The organism is Baaleninema simplex PCC 7105 (genome assembly GCF_000332355.1).
Lineage (GTDB): Bacteria > Cyanobacteriota > Cyanobacteriia > Cyanobacteriales > Geitlerinemataceae > Baaleninema > Baaleninema simplex.
Window position 1 is genome coordinate 698,200 of sequence record NZ_KB235958.1, and the last position, 14,401, is coordinate 712,600.

The window sequence follows — 14,401 nt, forward strand, 5'->3', positions numbered from 1 at the left end:
ATCGCCGTGGGTAATGCTCCAGTTCGCCTACTCGTCTTTTCCCAAAATTACGTTGCAGTAGCGACGCATCGTCGAAAGGCGATCGCGAATTTGCGCTCGACGTTGCGCCTGCGTCGTTTCCTGTCGCGCAGACTGCAAAAACGCCGCATCTGTCGCCAACAACCGCAGTTGCTTGTGAATTTCGGTGGTGTAAGATTGGCTGCGACTGTCGAGATCGGCGAAATCAGTCCCGAGAATCTCGGTTTGAAACCAGCCTTGCAGCCGCGTCACCTCTGGAACTAGAGGCGATCGCGCCTCGTCTAGAGTTTCACAGAGGCGATCGATCTGTCGGACGAGTTTTTGGTAACGATCGCTTGACATAACTAGCACGATATTTGTCTAGATTGCTACAATTAGGGTACTCTAGGCTTTACAAAAATTAAGATATTATAAAAACCGTCTTAAGCAACGCGGCGATCGGCGGATTCATCTCTAAAATCCATAAACATCTCGACGCGATCGACTAGCGATCGATCCCAGTTCGTTTCAATTTTTTCTCACTTTTTTGAAAAAAAGTTTTCAAACTGTATCTTGTAATACAGAAAATATGGAAGACTCATGTATTCATCGAGTCTCCCGAATTTCCCTTACTCGTTCGCCTAACTTGACCCGATGAACGTAGCATCTCCCATTTGTAGCTTCGACCTTTCGATCGACCTCCCCGACTGGCTCGACGCCTGTATACGCGGCGACGATCCCCACGGACTCGTCAGCAACCTATCCCCAGAAGAAATCGACTTGGTCAAACGAGCCTTCGAGTTTGGCTACAGCCTGCACGAAGGGCAGTGTCGAGCGTCAGGAGAACCTTACATCGCCCATCCCGTGGCGGTGGCGGGTTTGCTGCGAGATTTGGGAGGTAACGGCGCTACGATCGCGGCGGGATTTCTCCACGATGTCGTCGAAGATACCGACGTAACGCTCGACGACATCGAAGAACGATTTGGGGAAGAAGTGCGTCATCTCGTCGAAGGCGTCACCAAACTCTCGAAATTTAACTTCTCGAGTAAAACCGAACGCCAAGCCGAGAATTTCCGACGAATGTTCCTGGCTATGGCGCGAGACATCCGCGTAATCGTGGTGAAACTGGCCGATCGCCTCCACAATATGCGGACGTTGCACCACCTTCCCCCTCAAAAACAAAAACGCATCGCCCGCGAAACCCTCGACATTTTCGCCCCTCTGGCCAACCGACTGGGGATCGGACGCTTCAAATGGGAACTCGAAGACCTTTCGTTTAAATATCTCGACCCAGAAGCCTATCAAAACATTCGAGAACTCGTCACAGACAAACGAGCCGATCGCGAATCCCGCATTCAATCGGTCATTTCCGTTTTGCAAGAACGACTCCCGCAAACGGGAATTTCCAAATTCGAGGTGAGCGGACGCCCCAAACACCTCTACGGTATCGCTCACAAAATGCAGCGACAGCGCAAAGAATTTAACGAAATTTACGATATCGCTGCCGTGCGGATCGTCGTCAACACCAACGACGAATGCTATCGCGCCCTAGCAGTGGTTCACGATGCCTTCAACCCGATCCCCGGTCGCTTCAAAGACTATATCGGTTTGCCCAAACCCAACCGCTATCAGTCCTTACATACGGGAGTGATCGGACGAGGCGGACGCCCCATCGAAGTGCAAATCCGCACTTACGAAATGCACCACATCGCCGAATACGGGATCGCCGCTCACTGGAAATATAAAGAATGCGGGTCGGTACAGTCGCAATGGACGGCTGAAGACGAGAAATTTACCTGGCTGCGCCAACTTCTCGAATGGCAAAGCGATCTCAAAGACGCTCAGGAATATCTCGACAGCATTAAAGACAATCTGTTTGAAGACGACGTTTACGTTTTTACGCCCAACGGCGACGTAGTGTCGCTCAAACAAGGGGCGACGCCGATCGATTTTGCCTATCGCATCCATACGGAAGTCGGCAACCACTGCGCGGGGGCGAAAATCGACGGGCGCATCGTTCCTCTGGACTCCAACCTCGAAAACGGCAATATCGTCGAGATTATTACCCAGAAAAACAGCCATCCGAGTTTAGATTGGCTCAACTGCGTAGTGACGCCGAGCGCCCGTAACCGAATTCGTCAGTGGTACAAGCGATCGCACCGAGACGAAAACCTCTCCCGAGGGCGAGAAATGCTGGAAAAAGAACTCGGGAAAAGCGGCTTCGAGGCGTTGCTCAAATCCGACCCCATGCAGGACGTGGCCGAACGCTGCAACTACCACAGCGTCGACGATTTACTGGCAGCGTTGGGTTACGGCGAAGTGACCTTGAATCAAGTGGTGAACCGCTTGCAAGATGCCGTCAAGGCCAGAGAAGAGGTTCCCGAAACCCCGAAAACCCTCCAACAGACGCTGTCGCTCTCAACCGGAAGCGTTCCCGACACCACCACGAGCAAATCTCCTATTGCGGGAATTGAAGGGATGGTGTACCACATCGCCGGATGTTGCAAACCCGTCCCCGGAGAGCCGATAATCGGCGTGGTCACGCGGAGCGATCGCGGCATTTCCATTCACCAACAAAACTGTCCCAACGTAGCGTCGATCCCCGGAGAGCGACTGGTTCCTATCAGTTGGAACAGCCCTCATCAAAACGGACGCGCTCAAACCTATCCAGTGGATATTTCCATCGAGGTTCTCGATCGCGTCGGGGTTCTCAACGATATTCTCTCGCGATTGAAAGACAACAACATCAACGTCCACAGCGCCCAAGTGCGAACCAGCGACGGAAAACCCGCCATTATCGACTTGGGAATCGGCATTCGCGATCGCACGCAACTCGAGCGCACCTTCGCCCAAATCCGCCAAATGAGCGACGTTCTGAACCTGCGGCGTTTGGGGGAAATGCACAAGTGAAGGGAACGGGGAACGGGGAACGGGGAACGGGGAACGGGGAACAGGCGTAGGGTGCGTGACTTGAAAAATCGGGTGTCGAACGTGAGACCGAGAAATCGTCACGCACCGACAATGTACACCGCCAACAGACAAGGGTGCGTGTTTGGCAGTGTAGAGTTGCAGAGGGCAGAGTGTAGAGTGGGAATTCCTCTTTAACTCTTCACTCTACACTCTTAACTCTTCCCTGAAAGAGGCGCACCGCCCCTGTCAAACGAGAAAGCGAGACACCGCAAGGATGCCTCGCTTTCTGGAGATGTCTCCACAGGGCAGACGGTTTAGAAGCCTCGGCGTCCCCAGACCACCAACGAGATCGAAAAGGTGAAGACCACGAGCAAGCCTGCCCAACCAGCACTCAGAATATCCATAGGTTTCGTATCGAATTTAAATTCAGCTTGAATACCAAGCCTTATGATACGGCAAAGTTAGGGGATTTCTGAAATCGACAGGGTGTAGGGATGGGCTTCTCCGTTGCGATCGCCGACGTAGATGTAATAGGTTCCTTGTTGCAGGTAGCCGGACTGTTGCGGCGTGTTGCGGGCGCAGAATCGATCGCTGTTGTCGGGGCCGACGACTAACAACGTGGGATTCCCGCCGCCAGCAATGGAAATTCGCAAATAGGAGAAATCTTCCGTCAATCGTAACTCGTGGTTGGGACGAGCCGCGATCGCCCCGCAATCGTCGCTGGCTTGCGTTCCTCCCGACGTTCCCGCAAGGGTTTCCGTCTCGAAACCCGACCGGAGTTCGATCGTTTCGCCTCGCGCGATACCGGGAACTCCCAAAACGACGCCGAGAGCGACTGCGATCGCGATCGAAAGGGGATGACGTTTCATATTCGATCGACCTCCTCCAAAAATACAACGGTTAGAACTGTCTCAATTCGATAAATTTTCCCAAAGAGAGGAGTTCTACCTTCGTTCTAGTTTGATTGTCTCTCGTTGCCTTGTAAATCTCCCCGAACTTATGCCAGTTATCCGGCGGTCATAACCGGTCGTCCCGCGTCTTCGGGTTCAGCGTTCTCGCCTTGGAGCGGGGCGCTTCCATTCGCTACAATCAGCTAAGGAACCAGCGTTTCGGTTTCGTTCGCGATAGCGGAACGGAGTTCTTTCGCGTTTTACGAAGGCTTGTCAATGACCCGCGATTGACTGCCAGACAGTCCAATCGGGGCTTGAGGGGGGTCATCCCTCATCGTAAGCATTGACTAGACCTCAGAGCAGTTATCTGGAACGGACGGCAGAATACTCCTCTCGTTCTGCCCTCTCCAAACCGAGAAATCCCTCGGTGCTGTCAGACAGGACATCTTGATAGCTGTGGTCGAAGAGGCAAACACTCCCAAAAGGAGAATTATCTTAAATGCGAGTCCCTGTCGTATCAAAAGAAGGTGTTCCTCTGATGCCAACAAAACCCAGTCGGGCGAGACGTTGGCTCAAAGAAGGAAAAGCGGTTCAAAAATGGTCAGATGTCGGAGTGTTTTACGTCCAACTGACCGTTGAGCCGAGCGACACCCAGACCCAAGAAGTCGCGGTTGGAGTAGACCCCGGCAAGCACTTTTCGGGTGTGGCCGTGCAATCAGCCAAAGCTACGCTATTCATGGCACATCTGATTTTGCCGTTCGAGACGGTCAAGAAACGGATGGAGCAGCGACGCACGATGCGGCGTACTAGACGCTCTCGTCGCATCAACCGCAACGTGCCGTTTAAGTTTCGCAATCACCGCTCATCGCGGTTCTCTAATCGCAAGGGACACAAACTGCCGCCGAGTATCCGTGCCAACCGACAACTCGAATTGCGAGTCGTTAGGGAATTGGCGGTGATATTTCCCATTTCTACCATCGTCTGGGAATACGTTCGAGCGGATGTCGATCTAACCAGCGGACGGCGAACGGCTCGTTCGGGGAGGGGTTTTTCTCCCGTGATGGTCGGGCAGCGCTGGGCGATCCAACAAATGGAAGAAATCGCCCCAGTGGTGCAGTTGCAGGGTTGGAAAACTGCCAACCTGAGACGAGAGTTGGGACTGTCCAAGTCTGGCAACAAAGGTGAAGCGACCCCAGAATCCCATGCGGTAGACGGTATCGCCCTGGCCTCGTCTCAGTTCGTTCGATATGAGTCGTTCCACGGAACGAACGTTCGCGGACATCGGTGGAAGGGTAGTGTTTGCATTACTCCCGCACCGTTTCGAGTGATTCGCCGTCCTCCCATCTGTCGGAGACAGTTGCACCTTCTGCAACCTGCCCAGGGTGGCAAACGTCGCAAGTATGGCGGAACCGTCAACCGGAACGGATTCAGAAAAGGTGATTTCGTTCGGGCGTCTAGGGCAGGACGCCAATATTGGGGCTGGGTTTCTGGAGATACCGCTCGTCAAGTATCCGTCAGCGATATTAACTGGAAGCGTCTCGGACAGTTCAGCGCTTCTAAAGTGCAGTTGCTCGCCCCCAACACGAATTTGCTGGTCTCGGGGGCATCGAACCCCACTCGACCAGCGCTTTGTTCCTCCCGCGCTTGAATCGCAGATTTCAAGCGGGGTATCCACAAAGGAGATTTTGATGAACCCACAATCTGACTGGCAACGCAGACTGCAAGAGTTGGAACTCGATATCGATCGCCATCAAAACAACGACAACCTCCCCAACGAGGACCGTCCCAACTCGCTCCAAACCCTGTACCAACAAGCCCGAACCTGGTTTCAAAACCTCCCCCCCATCGGACAGGTGGCGGTGGGGATCGGCGGTATCGTGTTAGGGTTCTCGATTCTACAAACCCTGTTGCGTCTGGTGTCTCTGGCTATCAGCGTCGCCATTCTCGCCGTTCTCGTTTACGGCGGCTATCGCCTGTTTTTCGCCAGTGGTTCCTCTGACGAACCCCAGCCATAACGCCCTATGGAGTATCCCGTCGAACGCTTCAAACTCTCGCAAACCGCCAAAGACCAACTGACGAAACTCAAACGTCAAACTCGGATCGATCGCTGGAACGTATTGTGTCGCTGGGCGTTCTGTCGGTCTCTGGCCGAAGAGAGTCCCCCGTCTCCAGTTCCGATCTCGGGCGACAGCAACGTGGAAATGAGCTGGCGGGTGTTTGGCGGTGAAATGGCCGATGCGTTGGCGATCGCCCTCAAACAACGCTGCTATAACGATGGCTTAGACACCGATCGCGACACCCTCGCCCAACAGTTCGCCCTTCACCTCAACCGAGGAATCGGCTACTTAGCTAGCGATCGCGACGTTCAACAGATCGAAGACTGGCTGACCTGGCTCGACGGCGATCGCCCCGCGACGTAGAAAACTACCAGAGGGAGCGTATACAATCGGAACTGTCGAGTCAGGATTCGAGTTCATGTTCGCCCGTTTGCGCGTCGCCGTCGTTGTCCTGTGCCTGTTGCTGTTCGGAAGCGCGATCGCCCCGGCCGCGATGGCCGTTCCGACCTTCACAGTCTACCCCCCTGTTTACATGGCAAGTCTATTTCACTTTTCCGGCCAGCGTCCCGATAACTTAGGCGTGAAAGGCGATCGCCTCGCCCCTTGTCCGTCTTCGCCCAACTGCGTCTCGAGTCACAGCGACGACTCCGAACATTCGATCGCCCCGTTGACTTACGACACGACGTCCGAAGCAGCGATCGCGCGATTGAAAGACCTCTTACAAACAACCGAAAACGCCGAAATTATCGAAGCGAAACCCAACTATCTCTACGCCGAATTTACCTCGAAACTCATGGGGTTCGTGGACGACGTAGAATTTTTTGCACCCGAGGGTGAGGGGGTCGTCCACGTGCGATCGGCCTCTCGTCTGGGTCAGTCCGATCTCGGTGTTAACCGCCAGCGGATCGAAGACCTCCGAAAACAGTTTGACGGCTGATGTCACGCTCGATTCCCCTGTGGCAGCGACTCCTACAGCTGCTCGACCACCTCGGACAGCGCCCCGAGGCCGTGAGTACGCTACTGTATCTTCTCGTAGCCGTGGGCGGTTGTGCCATTGTCGTTCAGAACCGTTTGTTTCTGCGATCGCGCTCCCCCATCCCTTCGGACTATACCCCGTTTGCGGGGGTGGGTCTGGCACAGCCGACGCCGTCTGCGTCTCCCGTTCCAATTCCGAGACCTTTACCGCCGCCAGAGGTCGCGATCGCCTTCGACGCCACAGAACGCGCGAAATTGGCGGCAGTTGCCGATCGCCGCTGGGACGGGCGACGCTGGTACTTACAGAAATCCGCCGAACTCACCGCCTATCTGTCTGACGAGTTTCTCGAACGTCGGGCAGAAATTGCAGCCGATACGGGTATTTACCCCAACAAATCCGATTACGATCGCTTGAAACTGGCTGAATACCGACAGTTTGTCGAAACGCAGCCGCAAATTCGCCGCGCCATCGTCGGGAGTTCCATCGCCTTGGCAATTCCCGACGAGTTTTTAGGACCGAACGATGTTAATTTGGGGGTTCCCGCCTATCGCCTCGCGGAAATGACCGCCCAAGTCCAACAACTTGCAGATAGCCATCCTCCTGAAGAAATCGTCGTGTTCGGCGCCGCGACGCCGGAACTGCTCAACCACGGACGACCGCAGGAGATTTTCGGCGATGCGCTAGTGTTAATCGAGACGATCCGCCGCAAATACCCCGAAACCCGGTTGGTGTTTGCCTCGGTGTTACCGCGATCGCCTGACGAAGACCTCAACGATCCCCGGATGGCAGATGTGGATAACGCCGCCGTCCATCAGATCGATCGCGAACTCAAAGAAGTCCTCGATCGCTATCCCGACATCGAGTTTCTCGATCTCAATCCCTACTTTACGGACGAGTCGGGGAATCTCAAGCGGGAGTTTTCGACGGACGGACTCCATCCCAACCCTCGGGCGGCGTTAGTGTTGTTAAAGCTGCTCGATCGTCTGTGAGCGTTTTTCGTCGATCGTGATTTGATACTCCACCTGACGGATGAAGTTTTGCCAGACGTCGTAACCGCGATCGCTCAGATGAATGCCGTCGGTGGTCAGTTCCGATCGCATTCGTCCGGCTTCGTCGCTAAAGTGAGGGTACAAATCCAGATAAATCGCGCCGATTTGGTAACTCATCGTCGCCAGTTCTCGGTTGAGCGATCGAATTCGCAGGTTCGACACCGCCTCGTGTCGCGTCGGTAAAATCGACTGCACCACCAACCGAGCTTGCGGGTGGTTTTGGTGCAGTTGCAACAGAATCTCTCGATAGTCCGTCAGAATCTCCTCGTCGCTGCGGTTGCCGATGAGGTCGTTGACGCCCGCCATAATATAAATGCTGTTGGGTCGCGTCCCCTCGAGCAACGAGAGGCGGTTGCGAATTCTGGCGGTATTTTCGCCGCCGATGCTTTGATTGAGCCAGAGGCGATCGTCCTCGAACAGTCCCGGCCGCAACCACAACGACAGCGAATCGCCAATAGTGACGGACAGGCGGTTGTCTCCCTGACCGGCGGCGATCGCTTTGGCTTCCTGACCGAGAAGGGCGACCCATTGCTCGTAAGTGGGGTTTTCCCTAGCACCGATCCAGTCTGGTTGAAAGCTATCGCGAGCTTGACGGGTGTAAAGCGTACCCGATCGCAACGCAGCCAACCGCTGTTGGTACAGTTGGGCAGTCGAGACGGGGACGCGACCGGGAACGACTGCCACCTCGGACTCTGAAGCTTGCGAGACAATTTCCGTCGTCGGGGTTTCAAAATACGGTAGAGACGGGGGGTGAACCTGCGCCAACAGCGGCATCCACCCCAAGACGATCGACACAGAAGCAGGATTCATCGTATCGTTACAACAGAGTACGTCCTTATTTTGCAGGGTCGTGGCGATCGCCTCCGGAGAGTTCGCTCTCCGCGCCGTTCGGTGAACTTTTCTAAAGTTCCTCCGCCATTGTGGGACTAAATTACCCGCCCTTGCCTAAAATGTTAGCTTAAAGTTCTTCGTTAAGAATTTTTAGAGAACAGGAGAAACTCGCATGGCTGATTCCACCAATACTGGGGTGGTCCAAGCATATAAAGGCGACCCTCAACTGGGTCACTTATCAACCCCGATTAGCGATTCTGAATTTACTCGCGCCTTCATCGGCAACCTGCCAGCCTATCGTTCGGGACTGTCGCCGATCCTGCGCGGCCTCGAAATCGGTATGGCTCACGGCTACTTCATCATCGGCCCTTGGGTGAAACTCGGCCCCCTACGGGATTCGGAATTTGCCAACTTGGGCGGTTTGATTTCCGGCGTCACCCTGCTGCTCCTCGCCACGGCTTGTCTGGCCGCTTACGGTCTGGTGTCCTATCAAGGCGAGTCTACCAGCGACGATCCGTTGAAAACCTCTGAAGGCTGGAGCCAGTTCACTGCTGGATTCTTCGTCGGCGGTATGGGAAGCGCTTTCGTGGCGTTCTTCCTGCTGCAAAACTTCGATGTCGTCGATGCGATTTTCCGAGGTCTGGTGAACTACTAGACCTGGGTTCAAACACGCGATCGACTGTTATTTTTGAGTTATTTGAGATAGGAGAGATTCACATGAGCGGCGATTATGCAGCTTCTTATCTGCCTTGGATTCTGATTCCTGTCGTCTGCTGGCTGATGCCGGTCGTGACGATGGGTCTGTTGTTCATCTACATCGAACAAGACGCTTAATACGTTTTCTTGCAGTCAGTTTTTACTGTTTTAAACAGTTGTAAGAGGAGGCTTTTGCTTCCTCTTTTTTTTGCTGTTTTTAGACTTGACGGCAAACCCAGAATCAGGTAGGCTTCCAAACATCTTCACCACAGAGACACAGAGGACACAGGGAGGCTCCTGCCTGGAATCGAACAGCCGCTGTTTGAGGTTCGGTTTCTGTACAACTCCATGTTGGGGGTAAATTTGCGATCGAAAAGTTATAAAATTTAATTACTTTTTAGTAGCTATAGCAACCCTAAATCAGTTGTGTAACAAAATTGAGGCAAAAAGGGAATCGGGAACGGGGAACGGGGAACGGGGAACGGGGAACGGGGAACGGGGAATCAGATTTTTTCGGATGTTTTAATTTTTGAATACTCATTTGGGACTGCTATATCCTAAAATAAGTTAGATAATATTTTTATTATAAAATAATACTTTAATTTCAATGATGTTGAGTACAAAAACGAACGATCTCGAAGGGGTTGGAGTTGAATTGTCAGCCGAAATGTGAAAAACTCTTGTTCGCTAAAACGACCGATCGATTGTAAATTATTAATTTTGGAGATAGATGTTTCGCATTCAATGCCGCGACGTAACCTTTCACGATATCGAGGCAGTGGTATTCGATAAAGACGGTACGCTCGAGGACTCTCAAGAATTCTTGCGAATTTTGGGAATTCAACGGGCCCGACGACTGGACGCGCAAATTCCCGGTGCGGGAGAGTCCACCCTCATCGCATACGGCATCGACGGCGATACTCTCGATCCGACGGGACTTTTGGCCATTGGCAGCCGTCACGAAAACCTCATCGCCGCCGCCGCGTTCGTCGCCGAAACAGGACGGGGCTGGATGGAATCGTTAAAGGTGGCGCAACAAGCGTTTGAAGAGGCCGATCGCACGTTGGGTAAACCGCAATCCTCGCCGCTGTTCGTCGGCTCTCTCGACGTGCTGCAACATTTGGCCGAAGCGGGGTTGAAGCTAGGGATTCTCTCGGCGGATACCACCGAAGGGGTCGAACGGTTCGTGAACGAACACCAGCTCGATCGCTATATTTCCGTCCGCATGGGGGTCGATCGCGGCCCCAGCAAACCCGATCCGGTACTGTTCGCCAACGCTTGCGACGCGTTGGGGGTCAACCCCCAAAACGCTCTGATGGTGGGCGATTCGCCCCTCGATATCGAAATGGCAAGGAAAGCGGGGGCGGCCGGAGCGATCGGCATTTGTTGGGGAACCCCCGAAGCGGCACATCTGGAAGCGGCGGACGTGGCGATCGCTCGACTCGACGACATCCGCGTGTTGTCCCTCTAGCGAATCGTCTTTTCTAACGCCCCTTGTAACGCCTGGGTCAAATCCGCCACTGCTTGACGGCTTCCGCGACGCCCCGAGGTGTAGGTGTCCCAAAAATCCGAGGTAGAGAGGGGATCGCCGACCGTCAAGCGAACTCGTCGATCGCCCAAGGGTTTCAACGGCTGCGATCGCTCGCAAATTTGGTTGAAGGTTTCCTGCACCAAAGCCAGGGTATCGGCGAACCGTTCCACCGTCGGCTTTTCGCGCACGTAACCCCCCGTGACGGCGACGAAATGCTCCACGAGACGCATATGCCACATTCGTAACTGCGATTCCGCCGCGATGCGATCGATCAGTCCCCGTTCGACAGCCGACAGTTGCCCCGGTTGCTTCATCTCCTCGCGATAAATTCGCTCCCATCCCGCCTGTTCGATGCGGCGACAGCGATCGATGGGACTGCCTTTCGTCCGCAAGTGAAAATAGGATTCCGAGACTTGTAACGCCACATCCAACAACGTCTGCAACCGCTCCGAGAGTTCTTCGTTGGACTGGGGCATTTCCCCCTCGTGGGGTAACGGTTGCTGGTAGGTTCGCGCGTAAAACTGCTCCATCAACACCAACAAGCGACCCCCCAAGCGATACAGCCGAGGATAAAGCTGTTCTTCGGGCGAGGCTCGATCGGTGTCTGAACCGTTTACGTCCAAGCCGCAGGCGATTTCCAACGCCTGCAAGCGACGGGCGATCGCCTTCCACGGCGGCGAGACGAACTCGTACTGAATTCCCAGGGGGACGATGGCCACGCGATCGGGTTTTCCTGCTTTCTGCAAATCCTCCATCGCCCAAAACGCTAACTGTGCCACCCCCGGTTCTAAGGGACTGACGATTTCGTTGTGGCCGTTCGTCGCGCCTTCAGGAGCCGCCGCTAGGGGAAAGCGGCCGAAGGCCAGCAGTTCCCGGGCCGATCGCAATCCCACCCAATCGAGCTGACCGCGACGCAGTGACGTTCCCCCTAACTTCGAGAGCGTCCAACCCGTACCTCGTCCCAACCACAGGGGAATGCCGCGATCGTAAATAAAATGGAAGTGCGTCGGCGAGGGAAGTGCAATGTCCCGCTCTCGTGCCGTTTGGGGCAACAAGTCCCAAACCAAAGCAGCCAAACACAGCGGATCGGTGGGCTGTGGGTGTCGAAACGCCAGTATCAACCGCGCTTCTCCGTCGCAAAACTGACGGTATAGCTGCGCCAACTGTTCGACGTTTTCCCCGTGTACCTCTTGAATTCCGGCTTTCCACCGCCGCAGGATCGGGAACGTCAACTGCGCCAACTGCCGAACGCCAGGGTTGAAATCCGGCGGGATAAACTCTAAAGGAGAACTTGCGATCGCCATCGTTGTTTCTAGATTTAAGAGTAATTCCGTCCTAACACGGGGGGCTTCTCTTATTTTCGCGCCTGTGACGACTGTGAAAGTGCTGTTGCACTGCGTGGGAAGCGATACGTCCGCCCGATACAATAAATCCGAACGACCCTTCTATCTTATTTCTCGTTTTTACCCTTTATGCAGCCTCCGCTTTCTCCCGGCACTCTGTTACAAAATCGCTACACCATCGTTCGAACCCTCGGACAAGGGGGGTTCGGGCGTACCTATCTCGCCGAAGATCGCGGACGTTTCAACGAACAGTGTGCGGTGAAGGAGTTCGCCCCCAGTAACACCGAACCCGACACCCTGGAAAAATCTAAGGAACTGTTTCAACGGGAAGCGGAAATTCTCTACCATCTCCATCACCCGCAAATTCCCGAATTTCAGGCTATCTTCGAGGAAAACCAACGGCTGTTTATCGTGCGCGATTACGTGCGAGGACAGACCTATCAAGATCTCTGGCGCGATCGCCGCAGTCGCGGGGAACGTTTTTCTGAAGCCGAAGTCGTGCAACTGTTACGGCAGTTGCTACCCGTTCTCGACTACATTCACAGTCAGGGCGTGATTCACCGGGATCTCTCTCCCGACAACCTCATTCGCCGCGATCGCGACGGTTTGCCCGTTCCGATCGATTTCGGCGTCGTCAAGGAACTCGCGACGCAAATTCAAGGGGTCGATACGGTTCGTCAAGCCACTATCGTCGGAAAAGTCGGTTACTCTCCCAGCGAGCAGTTGCAAGGCGGACGCGCCTATCCTCACAGCGATCTGTACGCTCTCGGGGTAACGGCGATCGTGTTGTTGACCGGACGGGAACCGCAAGATCTCTACGACGATCGCCAGTTTGCGTGGAATTGGCAATCCTTTGCTGCGGTCAGTCCGCAACTGAGCCAGATCCTCAATAAAACGATCGCCGCTCGTCCGGGCGATCGCTACGGAAGCGCCCAGGAAGTCCTCAACGCGTTGGTTGGACTCGATACCGTTTCCTCTCAAGGTGCGTCTCCTCCGGTCGCGCAACCGTCCCAAATGCAAACGGTCGCTGTCGGACGCCGCGTCGAACCCCTTCCCCCAACGCAAGCCGATACGCGTTCGGACTCTTCGTCGAGGGGCGATCGCCCTTCGACTTGGGAAAATCCCGTTGTCATCGCGGTAGCGGTGGTCGTCCTCGCTCTCCTGACGGGATGGAGTTCTTGGACGTTAGTGAACGCTTTCTTTGGGTCGGACGACGACACCCCGAGTCCCACTCCCGAACAACCTCTCGGAGTTCCGAGTCCCACTCCAACGCCGAGTCCGAGTCCCACTCCAACGCCGAGTCCGAGTCCCACTCCAACGCCGAGTCCGAGTCCCACCCCGACGCCGGAAGAGATTACGTTCGATCGCATCCTCAATCTGACTCCAGGGACGACGTTCCAAACTCAAGGGGTTCTCGACGCCAACGGTACGGACAACTACCGCTTTCAAGCTGAAGCCGGGTCGCGATTGAATGCTTTTGTGGAAGGGGAACGGGTCGTGTTGACGGTATTCGACCCTCTCGGCGAACCGGTTGCGGGGCGATCGCAGCGGGTTTTCGGTTGGGAAGGGGAACTCGAAACAGACGGGCAATATACGGTACAACTGAAAACGGTTCGCGGTGTTCCCGATGGCGAGTACGACCTGAATTTGACGCTCACTGCACCGCCGACGCCGACTCCCACACCGACTCCCACACCGACGCCAACTCCCACACCCACACCAACCCCCACACCGACCCCCACGCCGACGCCGACTCCCACACCCACGCCGACGCCGACTCCCACGTCGCCACCATCGCAAGTCGAAATCGAGCGGTTGAATTTTTCAGCGGGACAGAACGACGTTCAAGTGACGGGAACGACTCGCCCTCAAGTGATTCAACGTTATTTGGTTCCGGTTGCTGGCGGACAGATTCTCGGGGTGGAACTGTACCCCATCACTCCTGAAGGAACGGAGGTGAGTTTTACGGTGCGTTTACCGAACGGTCAGCCGATTCCTGAAGCGAGGAACGTGGTCTTTTGGCAGGCGAAAATAGATCGAGGAGGAACCTATCAAATCGACGTGGTCGCACCGCGATCGCATCCGTTTGAGTTGAGTGTGAGCGCCCGAAATCCTTAATTT

At 54.8% G+C, this 14,401-nt stretch carries 15 protein-coding genes; 10 read left to right on the forward strand and 5 right to left on the reverse strand.

The window, feature by feature from the left end:
- Positions 1-27: 27 nt before the first annotated feature.
- On the reverse strand, positions 28-360 hold the full coding sequence (gene patD, locus GEI7105_RS29115; protein ID WP_017659394.1) for a heterocyst frequency control protein PatD: 333 nt from the start codon (positions 358-360) through the stop codon (positions 28-30).
- 291 nt (positions 361-651) lie between these two features.
- Here patD and GEI7105_RS0105030 point away from each other — a divergent pair, with 291 nt between their 5' ends.
- Entirely contained in the window at positions 652-2,907 is a 2,256-nt protein-coding gene (locus GEI7105_RS0105030) for a RelA/SpoT family protein (RefSeq protein ID WP_017659395.1), read from the forward strand.
- Positions 2,908-3,221: 314 nt separating this feature from the next.
- Here GEI7105_RS0105030 and GEI7105_RS40340 read toward each other — a convergent pair whose 3' ends face one another.
- Complete coding sequence (locus GEI7105_RS40340) at positions 3,222-3,311, reverse strand: cytochrome b6/f complex subunit VIII (protein WP_063714980.1); 90 nt, start codon at positions 3,309-3,311, stop codon at positions 3,222-3,224.
- A gap of 57 nt (positions 3,312-3,368) precedes the next feature.
- Entirely contained in the window at positions 3,369-3,776 is a 408-nt protein-coding gene (locus GEI7105_RS0105035; protein ID WP_017659396.1) for a hypothetical protein, read from the reverse strand.
- Between the two features lie 559 nt (positions 3,777-4,335).
- On the opposite strand from GEI7105_RS0105035, the gene GEI7105_RS0105040 reads away from it, so the two are divergent.
- The 5 genes from GEI7105_RS0105040 to GEI7105_RS0105060 are packed head-to-tail and all read left to right on the forward strand — an operon-like array spanning position 4,336 to position 7,819.
- Positions 4,336-5,445 (forward strand): RRXRR domain-containing protein, encoded by a 1,110-nt coding sequence (locus GEI7105_RS0105040; protein WP_445958251.1) that lies wholly within the window; start codon positions 4,336-4,338, stop codon positions 5,443-5,445.
- Between the two features lie 40 nt (positions 5,446-5,485).
- Positions 5,486-5,812 carry a hypothetical protein gene (locus GEI7105_RS0105045; RefSeq protein WP_017659398.1) on the forward strand — a complete coding sequence of 109 codons (327 nt, stop codon included), beginning with the start codon at positions 5,486-5,488 and terminating at the stop codon, positions 5,810-5,812.
- A gap of 6 nt (positions 5,813-5,818) precedes the next feature.
- Complete coding sequence (gene dndE / locus GEI7105_RS0105050; protein WP_017659399.1) at positions 5,819-6,217, forward strand: DNA sulfur modification protein DndE; 399 nt, start codon at positions 5,819-5,821, stop codon at positions 6,215-6,217.
- Positions 6,218-6,272: 55 nt separating this feature from the next.
- On the forward strand, positions 6,273-6,791 hold the full coding sequence (locus GEI7105_RS0105055; protein ID WP_017659400.1) for a DUF1499 domain-containing protein: 519 nt from the start codon (positions 6,273-6,275) through the stop codon (positions 6,789-6,791).
- Positions 6,791-7,819 carry a GDSL-type esterase/lipase family protein gene (locus tag GEI7105_RS0105060; RefSeq protein WP_017659401.1) on the forward strand — a complete coding sequence of 343 codons (1,029 nt, stop codon included), beginning with the start codon at positions 6,791-6,793 and terminating at the stop codon, positions 7,817-7,819. Before GEI7105_RS0105055 ends, GEI7105_RS0105060 begins: the two co-directional genes overlap by 1 nt.
- Here the strand turns inward: GEI7105_RS0105060 and GEI7105_RS29120 are convergent.
- Positions 7,796-8,689 carry a GDSL-type esterase/lipase family protein gene (locus tag GEI7105_RS29120; protein WP_083862321.1) on the reverse strand — a complete coding sequence of 298 codons (894 nt, stop codon included), beginning with the start codon at positions 8,687-8,689 and terminating at the stop codon, positions 7,796-7,798. The two genes, GEI7105_RS0105060 and GEI7105_RS29120, sit on opposite strands and share 24 nt — an antisense overlap.
- Positions 8,690-8,882: 193 nt before the next feature.
- Here GEI7105_RS29120 and GEI7105_RS0105070 point away from each other — a divergent pair, with 193 nt between their 5' ends.
- The 3 genes from GEI7105_RS0105070 (at position 8,883) to GEI7105_RS0105080 (ending at position 10,877) form a co-directional block, all read left to right on the forward strand.
- On the forward strand, positions 8,883-9,365 hold the full coding sequence (locus GEI7105_RS0105070) for a photosystem I reaction center protein subunit XI (protein ID WP_017659403.1): 483 nt from the start codon (positions 8,883-8,885) through the stop codon (positions 9,363-9,365).
- Positions 9,366-9,427: 62 nt separating this feature from the next.
- Entirely contained in the window at positions 9,428-9,544 is a 117-nt protein-coding gene (locus GEI7105_RS0105075) for a photosystem I reaction center subunit VIII (protein WP_017659404.1), read from the forward strand.
- A 592-nt stretch (positions 9,545-10,136) separates the two neighbouring features.
- Positions 10,137-10,877 (forward strand): HAD family hydrolase, encoded by a 741-nt coding sequence (locus tag GEI7105_RS0105080; RefSeq protein ID WP_017659405.1) that lies wholly within the window; start codon positions 10,137-10,139, stop codon positions 10,875-10,877.
- Here GEI7105_RS0105080 and GEI7105_RS0105085 read toward each other — a convergent pair.
- Positions 10,874-12,241, reverse strand: coding sequence for a hypothetical protein (locus GEI7105_RS0105085; protein WP_017659406.1), 1,368 nt, complete (start codon positions 12,239-12,241; stop codon positions 10,874-10,876). The two genes, GEI7105_RS0105080 and GEI7105_RS0105085, sit on opposite strands and share 4 nt — an antisense overlap.
- A gap of 168 nt (positions 12,242-12,409) precedes the next feature.
- On the opposite strand from GEI7105_RS0105085, the gene GEI7105_RS0105090 reads away from it, so the two are divergent.
- A complete protein-coding gene (locus GEI7105_RS0105090) occupies positions 12,410-14,398 on the forward strand; it encodes a serine/threonine-protein kinase (RefSeq protein WP_017659407.1) in 1,989 nt (662 codons plus the stop codon).
- The last annotated feature ends 3 nt before the right edge of the window (positions 14,399-14,401 follow it).